This is a genomic window from Lysobacter sp. H23M47 (assembly GCF_015209765.1).
Classification (GTDB): Bacteria; Pseudomonadota; Gammaproteobacteria; order Xanthomonadales; family Xanthomonadaceae; genus Novilysobacter; species Novilysobacter avium.
In genome coordinates this window covers 780,390-800,437 of the sequence record NZ_CP063658.1, presented here as the reverse complement: position 1 = coordinate 800,437, position 20,048 = coordinate 780,390, and the positions used below count along the sequence as shown (strand labels likewise).

Genomic DNA, 20,048 nt, shown 5'->3' with positions numbered 1-20,048 from the left:
GTCCTGTCATGCATGTGACCGCCAACCAGCTTGTGGAAGAAGCACGCAAGCAGATCCGTGAAGTCGCACCGAGCGATCTGGCCGCCAATCGGCGCAGCGCGGTGCTGATCGACGTCCGTGAACCGGCCGAATACCAGACCGGCCACATCGAGGACGCAATCAACATCCCGCGCGGAGTGCTCGAATTCCAGGTCGACGCCCACCCCGCCGTCGCCAATGTCAGCGACCCGGCGCTGTCCTCCAAGTCCTGCCCGATCGTGGTGTATTGCCGGACCGGCGGCCGCGCCGCGTTGTCCGCAGTGAGCCTGCAGCGCATGGGTTTCACCGACGTGCGCTCGATCAGCGGCGGCATCACCGGATGGACCGACGCCGGCCTGCCGGTGACGACGCGTTGACTCAGCAGTCGATGCGCGCGGCACGAATGCCCGAGGCTACCGAGTCCATGGCCGCGATCGATCCGGAAGCGATGCGCAGCCACGCAGGCGACGCGGTGCGGCTGTTGAAGGCCCTCGGCAACGAGAACCGCCTGATGCTGTTGTGCATGCTGGTCAGTGGCGAGCAATCGGTCAGCGAGCTCAACAACCAGCTCGACCTGAGCCAGTCGGCGTTGTCGCAACACCTCGCGCTTCTGCGCGCGGACGGGCTGGTGCACACCCGTCGTGACGCGCAAACCATCTATTACTCGCTCAGCGACGGCCCCGCACGGCAGATCATCGACACCCTGCACGGGATCTTCTGCGCCGTGGACGCCGCCCCAAACGGAGAGAGCCGATGACTTCCAAGCCACAGGTGGAACCGTTTTTCCACGAGTCGACCGGCACCTGGACCTACGTCGTCCATGAGGGCCGCGATGCGGTGGTGATTGACCCGGTGCTCGACTACGACCAAAGCTCGGGCCGGATCCGGACCGATTCAGCGCGCGACGTGCTCGAGTTCATTGCCGCCAACGATCTGCGCGTGCATTTCATCCTGGAGACCCATGCCCACGCGGACCACCTAAGCTCGGCCGCATTCCTGCACGCGCGGCTGGACGTTCCCGTCGCCATCGGCAGCGGCATCGCCTCGGTGCAGGATCACTTCTCGTCCGTGTTCGGGATGGACCGCGCCGACCCCGCGCTGGCGGACGCGTTCGATCGGCTGCTCGCCGACGGCGAAGTGTTCAGCGCCGGCGCGCTGTCAATCGAGGTGATGGCCACGCCCGGCCACACCGCCGACAGCCTGAGCTATCGCATTGGCGACAACGTGTTCGTCGGCGATACGCTGTTTGCACCCGACTTGGGCACCGCGCGCTGCGATTTTCCCGGCGGCAGCATCGATCAGCTGTACGCGTCCATCACGCGCCTGCACGCGCTGGCGGGAGACACCGTGCTGTGGCTGTGCCACGACTACCCACCGGAAGGACGCGAGCGACGTGCCAGCGTCACCGTGGAGGAATCGCGCAGCGACAACCGGTTGCTTTCAGCAGACACCTCGCTGGAGGCGTTCCGCAAGGTCCGCTCCGAGCGCGATGCCGGCCTCGCCGCGCCCAAGCTGCTGTATCCCTCGCTCCAGGTAAACATCCGCGGCGGCCGCCTGCCCCCGGCAGGTGCCGGCGGTCGCCGTTATCTTTGCACGCCATTGCAACTGGAATCGCCTGCCGACGGGTTGTAGGACCGCGCAAGTGGCGCCCGGTACCCGTGGCAGACCTCAGCCCAGCGCGCGCGCCGCCCGTACCACGTGGTCGACGGTGAACCCGAAGTGCGGGAACAGCTTGTCCGCCGGTGCGCTCGCGCCGAAGGTGTCGATGCCGATCACGGCGCCATCCAGGCCGACATACTTGGCCCAGAAGTCCGATACCCCGGCCTCGATCGCCACGCGCTTGCGGCAGCCACGCGGCAGCACCGATTCGCGGTACTCCTCGTCCTGACGGTCGAACACGTCGGTGGAGGGCATGGACACCACGCGCACCGCGTCGCCCAGCTCCTCGGCCGCCTTCATCGCCAGGCCGACTTCCGAGCCGGTCGCGATCAGGATCAGCTCCGGGTCGGCGCCGCCGTCGCGCAGCACGTAACCGCCACGGGCAATGTCGCCCAGCTGGGCGTTGTCGCGCGGCTGGTGGTCCAGGTTCTGACGCGAGAACACCAGACAGCTGGGACCGTCGGCGCGCTCGATCGCCGCCTTCCACGCGACCGCGGATTCCACCGCATCGCAGGGACGCCACACATCGTTGTTGGGGATGTAGCGCAGGCTGGCCAGGTGCTCGATCGGCTGGTGGGTCGGTCCGTCCTCGCCCAGACCGATCGAGTCGTGGGTGTAGACGTGGATCGCGCGCGCGCCCATCAGCGCGCTCATGCGTACCGCGTTGCGCGCGTAGTCGCTGAACACCAGGAAGGTCGCGTCGTAGGGGATGAAGCCGCCGTGGACGCTTAGGCCGTTGCTGATCGCGGTCATCGCGAACTCGCGCACGCCGTAATAGATGTAGTTGGCATCGCGGCCCTCACCGGTGACCGACTTGCTGCCACTCCAGAGGGTGAGGTTGGAACCGGCCAGATCCGCCGAACCACCAACCAGCTCGGGCAGGTGCGGCGCAAACGCCTCGATCGCGTTCTGCGAGGCCTTGCGCGAAGCGATCACCGGGCCGTCGGCCTGCAGCTTGGCGATGAACGCATCGGCGGCCTCGGCGAAATCGTCGGGCAGTTCGCCGTGCGAGCGGCGGACCAGTTCCGCGGCCTCAAGCGGGAAACGGGTCGCGTAGTGGTCGAAGGCCTCGTTCCACTGATCCTCGCGGAACCTGCCGACGCCGCCGACGCGCCAGCCCTCGTAGATCTCGTCCGGAATCTCGAACGCGCCGTGCTCCCAGCCCAGCGCCTTGCGGGTGGCGACGATTTCATCGGCGCCCAGCGGCGAGCCGTGGCTGGACTCGCTGCCGGCCTTCTTCGGCGAGCCATAACCAATCGTGGTGCGGCAGCACAGCAAGGTCGGTTTGTCGTTGCTCGACAGCGCCTCGTCAATCGCGCGCTTGATCGCGTCCGCGTCGTGGCCGTCCACGCCGCGCACGACGTTCCAGCCGTACGCCTCGAAGCGCGCCGGCGTGTCGTCGGTGAACCAGCCGGCGGTGTCGCCGTCGATGCTGATGTGGTTGTCGTCCCAGAACGCGACCAGCTTGTTCAGCCCCCAGGTGCCGGCAAGCGATGCCGCCTCGTGGGAGATGCCCTCCATCAGGCAGCCATCGCCCATGAACACCCAGGTGCGGTGGTCGACGATGGCGTGCTCGGGCCGGTTGAAGCGCTGCGCGAGCAGCTTCTCCGCCAGCGCCATGCCGACCGCGTTGGCCAGGCCCTGGCCCAGCGGACCGGTGGTCGTTTCCACGCCCGGGGTCATGAAGTTTTCCGGATGGCCCGGCGTGCGCGATTCGAGCTGGCGGAACTGCTTCAGGTCCTCGATCGAGAGGTCATAGCCCGACAGGTGCAGCAGCGCGTACTGCAGCATCGAGCCGTGGCCGTTGGACAGCACGAAGCGGTCGCGGTTGAACCAGCCGGGGTTGGCCGGGTTGTGGCTCAGGTAGTCATTCCAGAGCACCTCGGCGATGTCGGCCATGCCCATCGGCATGCCCGGATGGCCGGAGTTGGCCGCCTGGACGGCGTCGATGGCGAGGAAACGGATGGCGTTGGCAAGGTCGCGACGGCTGGGCGTGGGCATGGCGGATCCAGGAATGGGGGGCGGCCCTTGCAGACTCGCTGCAGGGCAGTCGCCCATTGTCGCCGGTTCCGCGCGCGCGGCCAAACGCGCCCTCACTCGGGCAGTTCGACGTGGGCCTTGCCCGCCTCGCTGTGTGAAATCACCACCGTGCCGACCAGGTCGCCGGTGACGTTGACGCAGGTCCGGCACATGTCGAGGAAACGGTCGACGCCCAGGATCAGGCCCAGCCCTTCCGGCGGAATGCCGAACATCACCAGGATCATCGCGATGACCGGCAGCGATCCACCCGGCACACCGGCCGCGCCCACCCCGCCAAGCACGCACATCAGCACGATCAGGACCTGCTGGCCCAGGCTGAGGTCGATCAGGAAAAACTGCGCCAGGAACAGCACCGTCACGCCTTCGAACAGGGCCGTGCCGTTCATGTTGGCGGTCGCGCCCAGCGTGCAGACGAACCGGCCGATCCGTCGCGGCGTTCCCAGCTCCTCCTCGGCCACGCGCAGGGTGGTCGGCAGGGTCGCGCTGGAGGACGAGGTCGAGAACGCGGTCAGCATCGCCAGCTGGGCGCGGCGGAAGAAGAACAGCGGCGACATGCCGCCCAGAAAGCGCAGCAACAGCGGAAACACGACCACCATGTGCAGCGCCATCGCGCCGGCCGCCACCAGCACGTACATCGCCAGCGGCTTGAGGGCGGTAAGCCCGACCTTCGCCGCCAGGCTGAACATCAGCGCGAACACCGCGTAGGGCGCGGTCCGGATCACCCAGTCGATCAGTTTCAGGCTGATCTCGTAGATGCCCTGCACGGTGCCGACAAACGCGTTGACGCCCGGCGTGCGCATCACCGTCGCAGCGATGCCGAACATCAGCGCAAAGAACATCACCGAGATCAGCTCGCCGTCGGCGGCCGCCTGCACCGGGTTGCGGGGCACGATGTTGAGCAGGATGTCGATGCCCGACAGCGACTCGCGGTGGGTCATGATCGCCGCGCTGGCCTCCGATTCGCGCGCCATCAGTGCCTCGCCGACCTCGCGTGACATGCCCGCGCCCGGCTGGAACACGTTGACCATCAGCATGCCGATGGCGACGGCGATCGCGGTGACCACAAGAATGTAGAGCAGCGTCTTCAGGCCGATCCGGCCCAGCGACTCGGGATCGCCGATCTCCACCACGCCCAGCACCAGCGCGGAGAAGATCAGCGGGATCACCAGCATGAACAGTAGCCGCAGGAACAGCTGGCCGACGGGGTCGGTGACGTAGCGCATGAACACGTCGGCGCCCGGCACCTGGGCCGAGTACACCAGCAGCCCCAGCAGCAGGCCGGACGCGAAGCCGATCGCCATCTTCCAGTGCAGCGGCATGCGGGTCCGCGGCGCGGTGTCAGGCGTGGAATCGGTCATCAGTGCACTCCGCGGTGGCAGCGCCCGAGCGTAACAAACCCGCGCTCGCCGAGGCCTGCCTCAGCGCGGTGGATACAGCGGCGGCAGCAACTCCGTGGAGGTCGTCGCGCCGCCCTGGCTGTCGCGCCATTGCGGACCGCGCGCGAAGGCCGATCGCAGCTGCCGTCGCGCATCGACCCCGTCGCCGTCGCCCCAGCGCGCGCGCTGCACGGCCGCCACCGCCTCGCGCTGGGCCGGATCGGCAAGCCGGGCGCGCGCCTCGTCGATGTCGGTCGCAGGCGGTCGCGCCAGGGCGCACAGCCGCGTGGCGACCTCGTCGAAGTCGCCGTGATCCAGCGACCTGGCGAAGCCGGACAGGTCCGCCGGGGGCCGCTTCGTACCCGGGGCAATCGGACCGGCAACCGCCCCGGCGACAGCGCCGGATGCGGACGCGGGCACACGGTGCAGGCCCCACAACAGAGTCAGCAACCATGCCGATCCGAAAACCACGGTTGCGATAACCCAAGGCTGGTGGTCCGACGCGGCGCCCTGCCCTTGGACGGCGCCAGCACCATCAGCGCCGCCAGAGCGCGCGACACCTGTAGCACCGGAGCTGCCCGTTGGCAGCCCGCTGCTGGCCGCTGCCGAGACTTCTAGGGCGAGTGCGGGCAGCTCCGCGGTACGCGCCTGTCCGGCCACGGCATCCCACCAGGGCATCTGTGGACCGGGAATACGCAGCGTCCCTGGCTGCGCGGGCACCAGCGCGAACTGACGGCGCAGGGTGACCTGGGGTCGACCATCGACCCAGCGCTCTTCGGTCTGCACCGGCTCGGGGAACACCTGCGCGCCGGCAACCTCCGGCAGTTGCAGTTCCGGCAACTGCGACGCGCTCGCGCCGTCCACCACCGCCTCCACGGTGAGCGTGGCCGCCGCACCGGCCTCGGCACTCTGCGGCGTCGTCAGATAGCGCAATTCCAGCCCCTGCAGCGGCAGCCAGGGTTGCGGCGCCTGGGCCGGAATCGGTTTCACGCTCAGGGTCATGGCGGGCGCCTTCGCCTGCAGGCTGTCGCCGCGCCCCATCAGGTCATCGAAAAACCCGCTCACACCGCGGCCGCGGAAGATCGCGCCGGGCACCTCCACCGGGCCGCTGCGGTCAGGAACCAGCAGGTAATGACGCTCGACCACGCTGTAGTCACGTCCGCCGATCTGGCGGTCAAAGCGCAGGTCCTCACCGACCTGGGTCAGCGAGACGCCCGGCGGTGCGGGCTGGTCGAGCTGGCCCGACACCAGCGGCACCGCCGAATACAGCCGCACCGTCCAGCCGACCGCCTGCTGCACGTAGGGCGAGGCGTCGTCGGGCTCGCTTTCCAGGAAGACGTCCGCGCCCGCCTGCGACGGGGTGGCCGCACTTGTGGGCGCCACCGTCAGCGGCAGCGGATTGGTCTTCTCGCCACCCACGGCGATCCCGGGAATCGTCAACAGGCCCTCGCGCCGCGGCTGCAGCGCAACGGCATACAGGGTGCGGCTGGTGACCTTGCCACCGCCCAGTTCCACCTGGCGGCGACTGGTGTGGCCACTGATCGCGAAATCCGCCTGCAGCGGCGCGTAGTCGGGCGCGGTGCCGGTGTCGGTCTCGATATTGAGCGTCGTTGTCTCGCCCATCGCGATGTGGTCGCGGTCCAGCCACGCCCGTGTCCTGGCGCTCGCGTCCAGGCTGACCAGCAACAGCAGGCAGGCGAGCGTCTGCAGGATTCCTCGAGCCATGGGCTTCATCAATCGGTGCTCCCTTCGCGCTGGCGGCGCTCGTATTCGATCCGGAACTTGCGCCGCAGCAGGCCGCCGGGATCATCGGGGATCCGCCGCAGCCAGGCCTCGTTGGCAACGCGCCGTTCGCGCTCATCGGCACTCTCGGGCGTCGCATCGGCAGCGGCGCCGCCGTCGGTTTCGGCGTTATCCGCCGCGCTTTCGAGCGCTTCACGCATGCGCTCGCGCTGCGCCGCATCGGCAGCCGCCTGGGCCTCGGCATCGGCGGCTTCGGGCTCGTTGTCCGTCCCGTTCTGGGCGTCGCTGCCTGAGCGGGAAGACTTGTCCTGCTCGTCCTGCGCCGCCGGCGTATCCCCGCCGCGACCGTCACCGGCATCCTTGTCATGGTCCTGGTCCGTCGCCGGGTCTTTCTTCTGACTGTCGGCATCGGACGAAGGGTCGCTGTTGCCGGAGCCCGCATCGTCATCGCCCTTGGGCTCCCCGGACTCGCCCGAAGACGACGTCGGGCCCGGCGGAGGCTTGCGCTTCATCGCCGCTTCCACCGCCCGCCGGTTGGCGATCGCGTCCTCCATGGTCGGCGCCGCCTTCAGTGCCTGGTCATACGCGGCGATGGCGTCGGCGTACCTGCCCTGGCGCGCAAGGGCGTTGCCACGGTTGTAGTCCGCGTCGGCGCCGTCGACATCCGCGTAGATCTTCGCCGCCTCTTCGAAGTCGCCGCGCCGGTAGGCCGCTTCCGCGTCCTGCATGGTGCGATGCGCGCGCTGGTCCGGCCGTTGCCACAGGTCCGCCGCCAATGCGTCGCGACCCGGCAGCCAGAGGCACAGCACCAGCAGCAGGACGGGCGCGCCGCGACGGAACGCGAGCAGCGCCAGCAGCATCAGGGGCAACAGCAACCAGTAGCCGTCGTCCTGACGGGTGGTGACCGAAGTGCCCGGCTCCGCACCGTCTGCAGCGCCGGTGCCACGGCGGGAATCCAGTACGCCGAGCGTCGCGAGATCGTCGTTGCTTTCGGCTAGCGCGGCGTAGCGGCCGCCGCCGGCCGCCGCGAGGTCCTGCAAGGACGCATCATCGCGGCGCGCGACATCGATCGCGCCGCCGGTCGTGCGATACGGCGCTCCCTCCGCCGTCCCCAGCCCCAGGGCCGATACCGTGTAGCCACGCGCCTTTGCCTTGGCGGCTTCCGCCCGTGCCGCCGGGGTCGCGTGATCGCTCAACAGCAGGATCGTCCCGTCCTGGAATCCGGCCTGGGCCAGCAACTGCGCCGACCGGGCGATCGCCCGGTCCGGTCGCTGGCCATCGACCGGCATGACATCGGGGTCCAGCGCGTCCAGAAACAAGGCGACGTTGGCGGTGTCGGCGGTCAGCGGCGCCACTGTGAACGCCTCCCCCGCCCAGGCGACCAGACCGACCTGCCCGCCTTGGCGACCGGCGAGCAAGCTGGCCAGCTTCACCCGCACCCGTGCGATGCGCGACGGCGGCGTATCCGCGGCAAGGCTCGCGCTGGACAGGTCGACCGCGACCACCAGCGGCGAGTCCTGCGTCCACAGCGGTTGCTGGACCTCGCGCAGGCTGGGGCCGGCCAAAGCCAGCACCGCGAGGGTGAACGCCAATGCGGCGATCGCCGGCGCCAGCCAGCGACGCGTGGCCGGGCCTGGCTTGAGCAGATGCGGCAACAGATGGGCGTCCACCGCCTGCGTCCAGATGCTGGCGCGGGTGCGGCGGCGCTGCCACCACCACGCCAGCACCGGCAGCAGCGCCAGCGCCCACAGCCAGTCCGGCCGCAGCCACTGCAGTTGCCCAAGCGCCGCGATCACGATGGCCTCCGGCGCGGCGCGGCGAAGCCGAGCAAGCCCAAGCCGAGCGCCGCGCCCAGGGGCCACTGGTAGCGTTCGATCCGCGGCCTCAACGCTTCACCGGGTTGCCGGATCGGCTCCAACCGGTCGATTTCGGCGTATATGCCGGCCAGTTGGGCGGTGTCACGGGCGCGGAAGAACCGCCCGCCGGTGCTTTCAGCGATCTGCGTGAGCGTTGCCTCATCGACCTCGTCCTCGCCGGCGGGAACCGGCAGCTGGAACCCGAACACCGACATCGCGCCATCACCGCCGAAGGCGACGGTGTAGACACGCACACCAGCGTCGCTTGCCAGCTCAGCAGCCTTCAGCGGTTCCAGCATCCCCGCGTTGTTGACGCCGTCGGTGAGCAGGATCAGCACGTGCGCGCCGGACTCGCGATCCTCCGCGCCGCTGACCAGGCGCTTTACCGCCAGGCCGATGCCGTCGCCGATCGCGGTCTCCCGACCGGCCAGTCCGACCACGCTGTCGCCGAGCTGTTGGCGTACCGTCGCCAGATCCAGCGTCGGTGGCGCCAGCACATACGCGCGCTGGCCAAACACCAGCAAACCCACCCGATCGCCTTCGCGGTGATCGAGGAAGTCCGACAGCACCGCCTTGGCCGCAGTCAACCGGTCCACCCGGCGCCCGCCGAGCATCATGTCGGGCTCGCTCATGCTGCCGGAAAGATCCAGCGCGACCATCATCTCGCGCCCCGATTGCGGCGGCATGACCGCCTCGCCGACCTGTTGCGGTCGCGCCACCGCCAGGCAGAGCAAGACCCATGCCGCCCATGCCAACCAGGTGCCAGCGCTGCGGCCGCTGCCGGCGGCGGCCGCACCAATGCCGGCGAGGCGATCACCGAAGGGCACCGCCAGGGCGGGCGCCGAACTCCGCCGGGCGGGGAGCACCCGGCGCGCCAGCCACGGCAATGGCAACGCCAGCAACAACCACGGCCAAGCGAAACCATCCAGCCACGCGCCCACGGTATTCGCCAGCAGGCCGCTCATTGGTCCAGCATCCACTGCTGGAACCGCGCACGTGCCAGCGAGCGCAACGTTGCGACATCGGCCGGGTCGACCTCGGGCCGGAACGCGCCCTCCAGCAGAAGGCGACCCGGTGCACCCCCGAACCCACCGTCCGTCGCGCTCGCTTTCCGGCTGCGACGGGTGTTCCCAGCCGGGCGATCGAGAAATGCCAGCCATGCATCGCCCTGCAGGCGGTCCGCTTCCGGATCGATGCGGCGCGCGGCACGGCGCAGAAGCTGGGAGATCGCAGCCACTTCGGCGGTCGGGGTTGCCGCCTCATCCAACGCATTGTCGAAGATCGCTGCGATTTCCCGCCGCCGCCGCGCGCGCTTCCAACGCAGCCCCATCACGATGCCCAGCACCAGCAGGACTGCACCAGCCAACAGCCACCATCCCGGCGCCGGCGGCCAGAACGGCGGCGCCGGCGGCTGATGGATGTCGCGCAGCAGCAGTGTGGGATCCTGCATCACGCCACCAGCGCGGGGCGTCGGTCCTGCAAGGCGAGCCAGGATTCGCTGGGCGCATCGCTGGACAGGACGTGGACCCGCACGCCGCGGGTCGGCAGGGTCTTCAGCGCCATCCGGACCGGGGCGGAGAACTCGGCGTCCCAGCGCTGCCGCGCCGCGTCGCCGGCCAGATCGACCTCGACCCGATGGCCGCCTGCCTCGAACGGCAGGACCGCAGGCGGGGGATCGGCTTCAAGCGGATCGGTCAACAGCAGCAGGACGACCTCCTGGTGGCGCGCCAGCGCGGTCCAGCGCGACGCGGGCATGGCCGCGACACTGGCGGGATCGGCCAGCACCAGCACCCGCGAACCCGGACGGAGCACCCGCTGGGCATGGTCCAGGGCGACTGCCAGGCCCTTGTCGTCATCGGCCGGTGCGGCATACCAACGGGCCAGCGCCTCGATCACCCGCAGCGCGCCACGGGCGCCGCCGGCAGGGGAAACCGGTGGCTCAATCGTGGAACCGCGCAGCGCGGCGACGCGGTCGCCGTCGCGTATTGCCGCCCATGCCGCGATGGCGCCGGCGCGCGCGGCCTGTACCGACTTGAAGCGCACGCGGGTACCGAAATACAGGTTGGCCGCAGTGTCGGCGACGATCAGGCTCAAGCGCTCGCGCTCGGCCTGGTAGAGCTTGGTGTGGGCACGCCCGGTGCGGGCGGTGACCCGCCAGTCGATGTGGCGGGCGTCGTCGCCCGCGGCGTATTCACGCGACTCGGCGTACTCCATGCCGCGGCCCCGCATCGGGGAAATCGCCTGGCCGCCGCCGTGGCTGCCCCGGCGCGGCGTCCGGCGCCCGGTCACTGCGGCGCGCAGTGCCACCAGTTCCTCGATCGCGGGGATGACCCCATCGCTCACGGCAACGGCACCTTCGCAATGAGTTCGGCGACCAGGCGGTCTCCGTCCCAGCCTTCGGCGGTCGCTTCGTAACTGGGCAGCACGCGGTGGCGCAGCACATCCGGCGCCACGTCGCGCACGTCGTCAGGGGTGACAAAATCCCGTCCCAGCAGCCACGCGCGTGCACGCGCGCAACGCTCCAGCGCGATCGAACCGCGGGGGCTCGCGCCCCACTCGATCCGCCGCGCGAGCGCGGGGTCGTAGCTGCTGGCGTCGCGCGAGGCCAGCACCAGCTCCACCAGATAACGCTCCACCATGGGCGCGACGTGCAGTTCGAGCACCTCGGCGCGCGCCGCGAAAACGTCTTCCAGTGGCAGCTTTTTGAACGCCGGCTCGGTGTGGGTCAGCGCCCGCCGCGCCTGGTTGCGTGCCAGCTCCAGGATGCGCGTTTCGGCGTCCACGTCGGGATAGCCGATCCGCACGTGCATCAGGAAACGGTCCAGCTGCGCCTCGGGCAAGGGGAAGGTTCCCTCCTGCTCGATCGGGTTCTGGGTCGCCATCACCAGGAACAGGTCCGGTAGCGGATAGGTCGCCCGCCCCACCGTCACCTGGCGCTCGCCCATCGCCTCCAGCAGCGCCGACTGGACCTTGGCCGGCGCCCGGTTGATCTCATCGGCCAGCAGGATCGGGTGGAATACCGGGCCGGGCATGAACTCGAAGCGGCCGTCCTGCGGCCGCCAGATCTCGGTGCCGGTGAGGTCGGAGGGCAGCAGGTCCGGAGTGAACTGCACACGGGCGAACTGCGCGTCCAGCCGCGATGCCAGCGCCCGGATCGCCGTGGTCTTGGCCAGGCCGGGCGCGCCTTCCACCAGCAGGTGGCCATCGGCGAGCAGTGCAATCAGCAGCCGTTCCACCAGCCGCGACTGGCCGATGATCTGTTCCGACAGCGCGCCGCGCAGGTCGTCAAACGCGGCCTGCAGCCGGCCTGGCGCGGCATGTTCGGCGGGCTCGGCGGCAGGAGCGAAATGGTCGGTCACATGGTCCATCAAGAATCCCGGTTGCGGCCCCGATTGCGGGCCTCGCGCAAGTTTGACCCAAGTGGGCGTGACGGGTTCAACGCGTTGCCGTCGGCGTTCAGCGTCCACCAAAAAAAAACGGAGCCCGAAGGCTCCGTTTTCCGTTCCACCGCTGGATCAGTTGCGGTGGCTGCGCTGCTGTACCTCCAGCACCTTCGGCGTGACGAAGATCAGCAGTTCCGCCTTCTCCTTCTGGCGACCCTTCTTCTTGAACAGGTTGCCAAGGAAGGGGATGTCCCCCAGGAACGGCACCTTGCTGGCGTCTTCGCGGTCGCGGAACTCGTACACGCCGCCGACCACGACGGTCTGGCCGTCTTCCACCAGCACCGCGGTGTTGACCTCGCGGGTGCTGATCTGGGGCACGTCGCCGATACCGGTCTTGACGAAGCCCTCGATCTCGTCCTTCTTGACGTTGAGGTTGAGGAACACGCGGCCGTCGTTGGTGATGGTCGGGGTGACCTTCATTTCCAGCACGACTTCCTTGAACTGCACGCTCGGGGTCGCCACACCACCCGCCGTCGCCGGCTGGATGGTCACGTAACCCACTTCCTGACCCTGCTTGATGATCGCCTCACGCTGGTTGCTGGTGACGATGCGGGGGTTGGAAATCACCTCACCACGGCCCTGGGTCTGCATCGCCGACAACTCGATGTCGAGCAGGTAACCGGCGTTGAGGATCGACAGCGCAACCGCGCCGGCGGGGTTGGCGACGGCCAGGTTGCTCATCAACCCGCGAGTGATTGTGGTTGCGGCGCTGGAATCATTGACCGAATTGAGGTTTTCCTTGTTCGCCTCGAGATTGCCGCTGAAGCCGACATTGTCCTTGGTGCCGCTGACCCCAAACCGCGCGCCCAACTCACGCGAGAAGCTCTCGGTAGCAACAACGACGCGCGCCTCGATCACCACCTGGTCGACCGGACGGTCGATCACGGCGATGAGTTCCTTCATCTCGGCGACTTTCTTCGGCGTGTCGCTGATCATCAGGGTGTTGGTGCGCTCGTCGGCGACCAGCCGTCCACGCGGGGACAGGAAACCGGTGTCGGTGTTGCTGCTGCCACCGCTGCCGCCACCGCCGCCACCCGAACCGCCCACGCCCTTGGCTTCGGTCAGCGCCGTGTAGATCTGGCCGGCGTTGTGATAGTTGATCTGGATGTACTCGGTGACCAGCTCGACGCGGTTGGACATGGCGATCCGCGCATCTTCGCGGGCCTGCTCATGCTGGGCCAGCTCGGACTGCGGGGCCACCCACACCACGTTGCCGCTGCGGCGCTTGTCCAGCCCCTTGGCCTGCAACACGATGTCCAGCGCCTGGTCCCACGGCACATTGATCAACCGCAGGGTCACGTTGCCGCTGACACTGTCGGCGGCAACGATGTTGAGGTTGGATTCCTCGGCCACCAACTGCAGCACCGTGCGCACCGGCACGTCCTGGAAGTTGAACGTGACCGGACGGCCACCGTAGACCTTGGTCTCCGTCGTCGATACGCCACTGGTTGCGCCCATCGCCGGCGCACGGCTCGACCTGGCAGCCGTGGCCACCTCGGCGCGCGGCACGATCTCGACCACGTAGTCCTTGCCCGTCTGGTAGGCCATCGATTCGAACGGGCCGCCGGTGTTGAGCACCAGGGTGGTGCCACCGCCGCTGCTGCGCGCCTCGATATTGTCCACAGGAGTGGCAAAGTCGGACACGTTCAGCGGTCGCTGCAGGTTCGCCGGAAGCGAAGCGTTGGCCACGTTGATGACCACCGAGTTCCCTTGGCTGCGCATGTCCGGCGCAGCACCTTCGCCGGTGAAGCTCAGGATCAGGCGACCCGCGCCGCCATCGCCGCGCTTGAAGTCGATGTTGGACACCGAGACGGTTCCGGGGACCTGTTTGGCAGGATCCGGGCTGGAGGCCGGTGCGACATGCGCGCCGGTCATCTGGCCCGGGTTGGCACCTACCGGTCCGGCGGCGTGGACGCCGCTGACGGCGGCCATCGCCCCCAGCAGCAGGCCCAAACCTGTATTGCGGAGCACCATGGGGCGCTGCGCACGTGGCGATCGTATGGCTTTATAAACGGTCATCGTGCTAATTCCCCAATCCTTATTGATCTTCCAAGGTGAGCGACGCCGGACGTTCCAGCCAGCCCCCCGCACCGTCCGACACCAGTTCCACCAACTCGATGCGGTCCTCGAACACGCCGGTCACCCGACCGTCGCTCTGACCCATGTACTCACCCCGGGTCACTTTGTAGGTCACCTTGTCGGGCGCCATCACCAGGGCCACGGTTGCACCGCCGCGGCCCAGCGTTCCGACCATGTCCAGCGAATCGAGCGGGAACTGCTCCAGCGGCACCTTGCGCCGGTCCGAATCCGGCCGTGGACCGCCGCCGTTGTCGCGGTCGGTGAATGCGTTGCTGAAAGGATCCCGCAGGCCGTGCGCTGCATATTCGAAGGTTTCGAACTGCTGCATGATCGGCAAGGGATCCAGCGGTGGCGCCGGTCGCGTCTTGACGTCGGCGACCCAGCCTTCCAGGTTCGGCGCGTCGCCGTAGGTGCTGGTCACGCCGCGCGTGCAGCCGGCCACGGCAACCAGCGCCACGGCTACCAGCAACAGGCGTGGCGCTCCCGCACGGCGGCGGATGGTCGAGTTGCCCATCATTTTGCCCCCTTCTTTTCAGCTTCCGCGGCAGCGCTTTGCTCCGCCATTTCTTCTTCGTCCAGGTAGCGGTAGGTCTTCACCGTCCCGGCCAACTCCAGCGGCGAGTTGGCGGTGATGCCCGTCTCTTTCCCGGCACCACGTGGCTTCAGCGAGATGTCGTGCATCGTCATGATCACCACCCGTGGGAGCGACGCCACGCCGCTGACGAAGCCACCGAACTGGTGATACGAGCCGACCATGCGCAGGGAGATGGGCTTCTCGGCGTAGAACTCCTTGGGCTGCTCGGGACCAGGCTGGAACAGCTCGTTGGTAATACCGGTCGCCAGTGCGGTCTGCGAGATGTCGACGATCAGGTCGGGCATCTCGGTCTTGCTCGGCAACTGGCGCAACATCTGCTGCAGTTGCTGCTCCATCTCGGCCAATTGCAGCTTCAGCGGCTCCAGGTTGGATGCCCTGCCCTGCTTGGTCTCGAAGGTGCCGCGCAACTCGGTCTCCGTGCGCTCCAGGCTCTCCAGGGTGTCGCGCTTGTCGCGCACGAACAGCCACCAGCTGAGCCCCACGATCAGCAGGACCAGGATCACGCACAGGCCGACCTTGGCCTGTTGCGGCCAGCCGCCGATGTTGTTGAAGTCCAGTTCCTTGATATTGATTTTCTTGCTCACGACGCGGCTCCACTCTCACTGGCATCGGCCGACTCGGCCGGCGCGACGGGTTCCTCGGTTGCGTCGTCCGCCGGCTGTGCGATGTCGGCAGCGTCTTCACTGCGGGCAGCCGCACCTGCATCCGTGCCACCGCCCAGGGGGGTGACGGTTGCCACCGGCGGCTCGACAAAGCCGTCAGCCGCCGGGGTGAGCTGGGCGACCTGCTCATCGGCAACGCCATCGCCGTCCTCGTCAGTGGTCGCGCTGGGGTTGGCCAGCTTGACCTGCAACTTGAACTCGTAGGGAAGGCCCTGCTCAAAGCCCTTCGCCTCGATGATCGACAGTTCCGGACGGGTCATCCAGCCCGAGCCTTCCAGGTTGCGCATGTAGGTACTGACGCGCGCGTTGGACTGCGAGCGGCCTTCAAGGGTGAGCGTTTCGTTGTCCTGCTTGATGGATGTCAGCACGACGCCGTCAGGGATGGTGCGCACCAGCGAGTCAAACAGATGGACCATCTGCGATCGGTTGGCCTGCAACTCCTCGATCACTTCCTTGCGCGCCAGCAGCTGGGACTTCTTGCGGTCCAGCTCGTCGATTTCCTCGATCTTCTTGTCGACCTCGGCGATCTGCGCCTTGAGGTAATCGTTGCGCTCGTTCTGCCCGTCGATCTGGGCGTTGTGGTACCAGATGATCATGAACGACAGCACGATCGCACCCAGCGCAGACAGCGCCAGCAGCAGCATGGTGTCCTTCTGGCGCTGCTTGCGGCGCTCGGCGCGCCACGGAAGAAGGTTGATCCGTGCCATCAGTCAAAACTCCTCAATGCCAGCCCGCACGCGATCATCAGGGCCGGAGCATCCTGCGCGAGTGCATGCGCCTGCACCCGTGGTCCCAGCGTCATGTGTGCCAGCGGGTTGGCGATCATCGTCGGCACGCCCAGCTGCTCCTCGACCAGCGGCGCGATGCCCGCGATGGCCGCGCAGCCCCCGGCCAGCACGATCTGGTCGACCCGGTTGTGTTCGCTGCCCGCGTAGAAGAACTGCAGCAGGCGGCTGACCTGCTGTACGAGGGCTTCCTTGAACGGATCCAGGGTTTCCGTCTCGTAGGTTTCCGGCAGTCCGCCCTGGCGCTTCGCCAGACCGGCTTCCTCATAGCTCAGGCCGTAACGGCGCATGATCTCGTCGGTCAGCTGCTTGCCGCCGAATACCTGTTCGCGGCTGTAGATGCTGCGGCCATGGCGGATGACGTTGAGCGTGGTCATCGTGGCTCCCGCATCGATCAGCGCGACCAGGCCGTCGCGCGGGATGGGCAGCTGATCGGCGATCAGGGCGAACGCGTTCTCGATCGCGAACGCTTCCACGTCCATGACCTGGGGGATAAGCCCGCCCAGCTCGAGCGCGGAGGCACGGACCTCAACGTTCTCCGAGCGCGATGCGGCCAGAAGCACCTGCACCGACTCCGGGCTGCCGGGCATCGGCCCGAGCACTTCGAAGTCCAGGTTCACTTCCTCGATCGGGTAGGGAACGTAGTTGACCGCTTCCAGCTCGACCTGGGCTTCCAGGTCATCGCCGTCCAGCTCCGCCGGCATCGGGATCACCTTGGTGATCACCGCCGATCCGGACACGGCTGCTGCAGCGTGCTTGGCGCGGGTGCCCGAGCGGGCCATGGCGCGCTTGATCGCCTCGCCAACCGCCTCGGGTTCCACGATGTTCATTTCCACCACCGCGTTGGGCGGCAACGGCTCCACCGCGTAATGCTCCACGCGATACCGGTTGCCAGCCCGCGACAGCTGCAGAAGCTTGACCGCAGTCGAACTGATATCCACGCCGACGAGTGCCGGCTGGCTCTTCTTGATGACGCCCAAAGTTATCTCCCCTTGCCATCAGATGCTGTACGCACCGCTTGTGGCCGATCCTTAGATAACGGACTTTTCACAAGCCCGCAAGCACTTCCATCCCCAACTGCCCACCAGTGCCCGTTTCTGTCGCAAATGGGCTTGCCCCGTGCCGCAGTATTCCAGACCCGCGGCGTCTTGTCTTGATACCCAGCGCCCGCTTCGCGGTCCTCTATACTTGCCGATTGCCGAAACCGTCATCCGGACCTCATTCGATGCATCTTCGCTTTCGACGTTTCCTGCGCTGGGCCGTGCTGGCGGCGATCGGCCTTGCGGTACTTGGCGTGCTGGCCCTGGCCACCGTCTATTACCTGATCTCGCCCAAGCTGCCCGACGTGGAGTCACTGCACAACGTCGAGTTGCAGGAGCCGATGTACGTCTATGCGCGCGACGGGAGGCTGATGGCGGTGTTCGGCGAGACGCGACGCTATCCGGTTGATATCGCCGATGTGCCCGAGCATCTGAAGCAGGCCTTCATCGCCATCGAGGACAGCCGCTTCTACGAACACAACGGCGTGGACTACCGGGGCGTTGCGCGGGCCGTGTGGCTGTTGGCCACCACCGACGACAAGCGGGTCCCGGGTGGCTCAACGATCACCCAGCAGGTTGCCAGGCAGTTTTTCCTGAGCTCCGAGTACAGCTACACCCGCAAGATCGCCGAGATGATGCTTGCCTGGCGGATGGAAAACGAACTGTCCAAGGACGAGATCCTGGAGCTGTATCTCAACAAGAGTTTCTTCGGCAACCGTGCGTACGGCGTTGCTGCAGCGGCGGAGTTCTATTACGGCAAGAAACTCGACGAACTGGATCTGGACGAGATCGCCTCGCTGGCCGGCATTCCCAAGTTCCCCTCCAGCGGCAACCCACTCAGCAACCCCGACCGCGCGAAGATCCGCCGCGACTACACCTTGCAGCGCATGGCGGAACTGGGCTTCATCAGCGCTGCCGATGCCGCGTCGGCGCGCGCCGTAGCCATGCACGCCAGCCCGCACGAGCCGCCGCTGCAGATGTACTCGCCGTTCGTGGCCGAGATGGTGCGGCAGGAGATGATTGCCCGCTACGGCGCCGAAGCGCTGACCCGCGGCTACCACGTCATCACCACCATCGACCCGCAGATGCAGGCCGCGGCCAACCAGGCGGTCCGCGACGGACTGGTGATCTACGACAAGCGCCACGGCTGGCACGGCGTGGAGCAGCACTTCGATCTGGCCGAAGACGAGGACGCCGCTACTGCGCAAGCGCGCCTTCGCAGCATCTCCGCGCAGTCCGACATGATCCCCGCGATCGTCCTGTCGATCGAAGGCAGCAGCGCCAGCGTGGTCCTGCCCAGCGGTCGCGCGGTGACCCTGGACAATGGTCAGGGCTGGGGCGGGCGCAGCCCCGCGCAGTTGCTCAAGCGCGGTGACCTGGTTCGTGTCCACCGCATCGAACCGGCGGCAAAAGACGCCGGCGCCACTGCCGCCGAACCGGCCCTACCAAAGTACGAACTGACCCAGCTGCCACGCGCCGAGGCGGCTCTGGTGTCGCTGGAGGCTGACACCGGCGCCCTGCGCGCCCTATCAGGTGGGTTCAGCTTTGCCGGCAGCAAGTTCAACCGCGCGACCCAGGCCCGACGCCAGCCGGGTTCCAGCTTCAAGCCGTTCCTGTATGCCGCTGCGCTCGAGCAGGGCTTCAACCCGGCATCGGTAGTGCTGGATGCGCCGGTGGTGTTCAAGGATCGGCGCGGCCGCGAGTGGCGCCCGCAGAACGATGACGGCCGCTTCTCCGGGCCGATGCGCCTGCGCGAAGCCCTGGTGCGTTCGCGCAACCTGGTTTCCGTGCGCCTGCTGGACACCATCGGTGTCAACTATGCGCGCAAGTACATCAGCCATTTCGGCTTCGAGGAATCGAGTTTGCCGCCGAACCTGTCCATGTCGCTGGGCACCGCATCGTTGACGCCGATGTCGGTCGCGCGTGGCTACGCCGCTTTCGCCAATGGCGGATTCCTGGTGGATGCGTGGTTCATCGAAGAGGTCCGTGACCGTGATGGCGCGGTGGTGTTCCAGGAGAACCCAAAGACCGCGTGCCGGACCTGCCGTGGCACGGGCGCATCGGGCGGCGCAACGTCTGCGCCCGCTTCAACGGTGGTCGGCGGTTTCAATCTCGGCCCACCCACATCGGCTCCGACGGAGGCGACAGAGGAGGTGGATGTGGAGAAAGAGCCGCCGGCGCCGCCGCGTGAGGACATGATTGTTGCGCCTCGCGCCATTGATGGCCGGGTCGCCTACCAGATGGTGTCGATGATGCGCGACGTCGTCCAGCGCGGTACCGGCGTGCGGGCCAAGGAGCTGGGACGTGAGGACGTGGGCGGCAAGACCGGCTCGACCAACGAGCATCGGGACGCCTGGTTCTCCGGCTTCGGTGGTGACCTTGCGACCACGGTGTGGGTCGGCCGGGACAATTTCAAACCCCTTGGCCGCGGCGAGTACGGCGGCAAGGCGGCGCTGCCGATCTGGATCGACTTCATGCGCGCCGCGCTGGAGGATCGGCCGATCAGCCCCAATACGCCACCCGACGGCATGGTCCAAGTGCAGGTATCGGCGAACGGCACGCTCATTCCCGGCGGAAGCGGCGGCCTGACCGAGTGGGTGAAGGTCGAGGACCTGGAGCGCATGCAAACCGACACCGCGTACTATGACTTGTCCAACGAGCCAACCGAGGAATCCTTCGACATCTTCTGACGCGTGGCGCGTCGCAACGGGAGGCAGAACGTGACAAAACGCCCCCTGAAGTCCACCCGCTC

At 67.7% G+C, this 20,048-nt stretch carries 17 protein-coding genes; 4 read left to right on the top strand and 13 right to left on the bottom strand.

Going from position 1 to position 20,048, the window contains the following annotated elements; all coding sequences use genetic code 11:
- Window positions 1-8 precede the first annotated feature (8 nt).
- The 3 genes from INQ43_RS03565 to INQ43_RS03555 are packed head-to-tail and all read left to right on the top strand — an operon-like array spanning window position 9 to window position 1,650.
- On the top strand, window positions 9-395 hold the full coding sequence (locus INQ43_RS03565) for a rhodanese-like domain-containing protein (RefSeq protein WP_194037124.1): 387 nt from the start codon (window positions 9-11) through the stop codon (window positions 393-395).
- A gap of 47 nt (window positions 396-442) precedes the next feature.
- Complete coding sequence (locus INQ43_RS03560; RefSeq protein ID WP_228062606.1) at window positions 443-775, top strand: metalloregulator ArsR/SmtB family transcription factor; 333 nt, start codon at window positions 443-445, stop codon at window positions 773-775.
- Window positions 772-1,650, top strand: a complete 879-nt coding sequence (locus tag INQ43_RS03555) for an MBL fold metallo-hydrolase (RefSeq protein WP_194037122.1) — start codon at window positions 772-774, stop codon at window positions 1,648-1,650. The genes INQ43_RS03560 and INQ43_RS03555 overlap by 4 nt, the downstream gene beginning before the upstream one ends.
- Before the next feature lie 36 nt (window positions 1,651-1,686).
- Here the strand turns inward: INQ43_RS03555 and tkt are convergent, their stop codons facing one another.
- The 13 genes from tkt to INQ43_RS03490 all read right to left on the bottom strand — a co-directional run bounded on the left by tkt (window position 1,687) and on the right by INQ43_RS03490 (window position 17,236).
- On the bottom strand, window positions 1,687-3,678 hold the full coding sequence (gene tkt, locus INQ43_RS03550; RefSeq protein WP_194037121.1) for a transketolase: 1,992 nt from the start codon (window positions 3,676-3,678) through the stop codon (window positions 1,687-1,689).
- Between the two features lie 92 nt (window positions 3,679-3,770).
- Window positions 3,771-5,075 carry a dicarboxylate/amino acid:cation symporter gene (locus INQ43_RS03545; RefSeq protein WP_194037120.1) on the bottom strand — a complete coding sequence of 435 codons (1,305 nt, stop codon included), beginning with the start codon at window positions 5,073-5,075 and terminating at the stop codon, window positions 3,771-3,773.
- Between the two features lie 60 nt (window positions 5,076-5,135).
- Entirely contained in the window at window positions 5,136-6,827 is a 1,692-nt protein-coding gene (locus INQ43_RS03540) for a BatD family protein (protein ID WP_194037119.1), read from the bottom strand.
- Window positions 6,827-8,632 (bottom strand): tetratricopeptide repeat protein, encoded by a 1,806-nt coding sequence (locus INQ43_RS03535; protein ID WP_194037118.1) that lies wholly within the window; start codon window positions 8,630-8,632, stop codon window positions 6,827-6,829. Before INQ43_RS03535 ends, INQ43_RS03540 begins: the two co-directional genes overlap by 1 nt.
- Window positions 8,629-9,657 (bottom strand): VWA domain-containing protein, encoded by a 1,029-nt coding sequence (locus INQ43_RS03530; protein ID WP_194035118.1) that lies wholly within the window; start codon window positions 9,655-9,657, stop codon window positions 8,629-8,631. Before INQ43_RS03530 ends, INQ43_RS03535 begins: the two co-directional genes overlap by 4 nt.
- A complete protein-coding gene (locus INQ43_RS03525; protein ID WP_194035117.1) occupies window positions 9,654-10,142 on the bottom strand; it encodes a DUF4381 family protein in 489 nt (162 codons plus the stop codon). Before INQ43_RS03525 ends, INQ43_RS03530 begins: the two co-directional genes overlap by 4 nt.
- Window positions 10,142-11,035: a DUF58 domain-containing protein gene (locus INQ43_RS03520; RefSeq protein WP_228062605.1), complete on the bottom strand. Its 894-nt coding sequence runs from the start codon at window positions 11,033-11,035 to the stop codon at window positions 10,142-10,144. The genes INQ43_RS03525 and INQ43_RS03520 overlap by 1 nt, the downstream gene beginning before the upstream one ends.
- Window positions 11,032-12,060 (bottom strand): MoxR family ATPase, encoded by a 1,029-nt coding sequence (locus INQ43_RS03515; RefSeq protein WP_194037117.1) that lies wholly within the window; start codon window positions 12,058-12,060, stop codon window positions 11,032-11,034. Before INQ43_RS03515 ends, INQ43_RS03520 begins: the two co-directional genes overlap by 4 nt.
- 147 nt (window positions 12,061-12,207) lie before the next feature.
- Complete coding sequence (locus INQ43_RS03510) at window positions 12,208-14,010, bottom strand: type IV pilus secretin PilQ family protein (RefSeq protein ID WP_228062658.1); 1,803 nt, start codon at window positions 14,008-14,010, stop codon at window positions 12,208-12,210.
- Window positions 14,011-14,173: 163 nt separating this feature from the next.
- Complete coding sequence (locus tag INQ43_RS03505; RefSeq protein WP_194035114.1) at window positions 14,174-14,728, bottom strand: pilus assembly protein PilP; 555 nt, start codon at window positions 14,726-14,728, stop codon at window positions 14,174-14,176.
- Window positions 14,728-15,393, bottom strand: coding sequence for a type 4a pilus biogenesis protein PilO (pilO, locus tag INQ43_RS03500; protein ID WP_194037116.1), 666 nt, complete (start codon window positions 15,391-15,393; stop codon window positions 14,728-14,730). The genes INQ43_RS03505 and pilO overlap by 1 nt, the downstream gene beginning before the upstream one ends.
- Complete coding sequence (locus tag INQ43_RS03495) at window positions 15,390-16,178, bottom strand: PilN domain-containing protein (protein ID WP_194035112.1); 789 nt, start codon at window positions 16,176-16,178, stop codon at window positions 15,390-15,392. The genes pilO and INQ43_RS03495 overlap by 4 nt, the downstream gene beginning before the upstream one ends.
- Complete coding sequence (locus tag INQ43_RS03490) at window positions 16,178-17,236, bottom strand: pilus assembly protein PilM (RefSeq protein ID WP_194035111.1); 1,059 nt, start codon at window positions 17,234-17,236, stop codon at window positions 16,178-16,180. The genes INQ43_RS03495 and INQ43_RS03490 overlap by 1 nt, the downstream gene beginning before the upstream one ends.
- Before the next feature lie 245 nt (window positions 17,237-17,481).
- Between INQ43_RS03490 and INQ43_RS03485 the strand changes: the two genes are divergently transcribed.
- The gene (locus tag INQ43_RS03485) at window positions 17,482-19,986 is read left to right on the top strand and encodes a penicillin-binding protein 1A (protein WP_194037115.1); all 2,505 of its coding nucleotides are present in this window, start codon (window positions 17,482-17,484) and stop codon (window positions 19,984-19,986) included.
- The last annotated feature ends 62 nt before the right edge of the window (window positions 19,987-20,048 follow it).

What these genes read in the sequence shown, in the direction of transcription:
- INQ43_RS03565 (WP_194037124.1), top strand. Translation starts at nt 9, where the DNA reads ATGCATGTGACCGCCAACCAGCTTGTGGAAGAAGCACGCAAGCAGATC.
- INQ43_RS03560 (WP_228062606.1), top strand. Translation starts at nt 443, where the DNA reads ATGGCCGCGATCGATCCGGAAGCGATGCGCAGCCACGCAGGCGACGCG.
- INQ43_RS03555 (WP_194037122.1), top strand. Translation starts at nt 772, where the DNA reads ATGACTTCCAAGCCACAGGTGGAACCGTTTTTCCACGAGTCGACCGGC.
- tkt (WP_194037121.1), bottom strand. Translation starts at nt 3,678, where the DNA reads ATGCCCACGCCCAGCCGTCGCGACCTTGCCAACGCCATCCGTTTCCTC.
- INQ43_RS03545 (WP_194037120.1), bottom strand. Translation starts at nt 5,075, where the DNA reads ATGACCGATTCCACGCCTGACACCGCGCCGCGGACCCGCATGCCGCTG.
- INQ43_RS03540 (WP_194037119.1), bottom strand. Translation starts at nt 6,827, where the DNA reads ATGAAGCCCATGGCTCGAGGAATCCTGCAGACGCTCGCCTGCCTGCTG.
- INQ43_RS03530 (WP_194035118.1), bottom strand. Translation starts at nt 9,657, where the DNA reads ATGAGCGGCCTGCTGGCGAATACCGTGGGCGCGTGGCTGGATGGTTTC.
- INQ43_RS03525 (WP_194035117.1), bottom strand. Translation starts at nt 10,142, where the DNA reads ATGCAGGATCCCACACTGCTGCTGCGCGACATCCATCAGCCGCCGGCG.
- INQ43_RS03515 (WP_194037117.1), bottom strand. Translation starts at nt 12,060, where the DNA reads ATGGACCATGTGACCGACCATTTCGCTCCTGCCGCCGAGCCCGCCGAA.
- INQ43_RS03510 (WP_228062658.1), bottom strand. Translation starts at nt 14,010, where the DNA reads ATGACCGGCGCGCATGTCGCACCGGCCTCCAGCCCGGATCCTGCCAAA.
- INQ43_RS03505 (WP_194035114.1), bottom strand. Translation starts at nt 14,728, where the DNA reads ATGGGCAACTCGACCATCCGCCGCCGTGCGGGAGCGCCACGCCTGTTG.
- INQ43_RS03495 (WP_194035112.1), bottom strand. Translation starts at nt 16,178, where the DNA reads ATGGCACGGATCAACCTTCTTCCGTGGCGCGCCGAGCGCCGCAAGCAG.
- INQ43_RS03485 (WP_194037115.1), top strand. Translation starts at nt 17,482, where the DNA reads ATGCATCTTCGCTTTCGACGTTTCCTGCGCTGGGCCGTGCTGGCGGCG.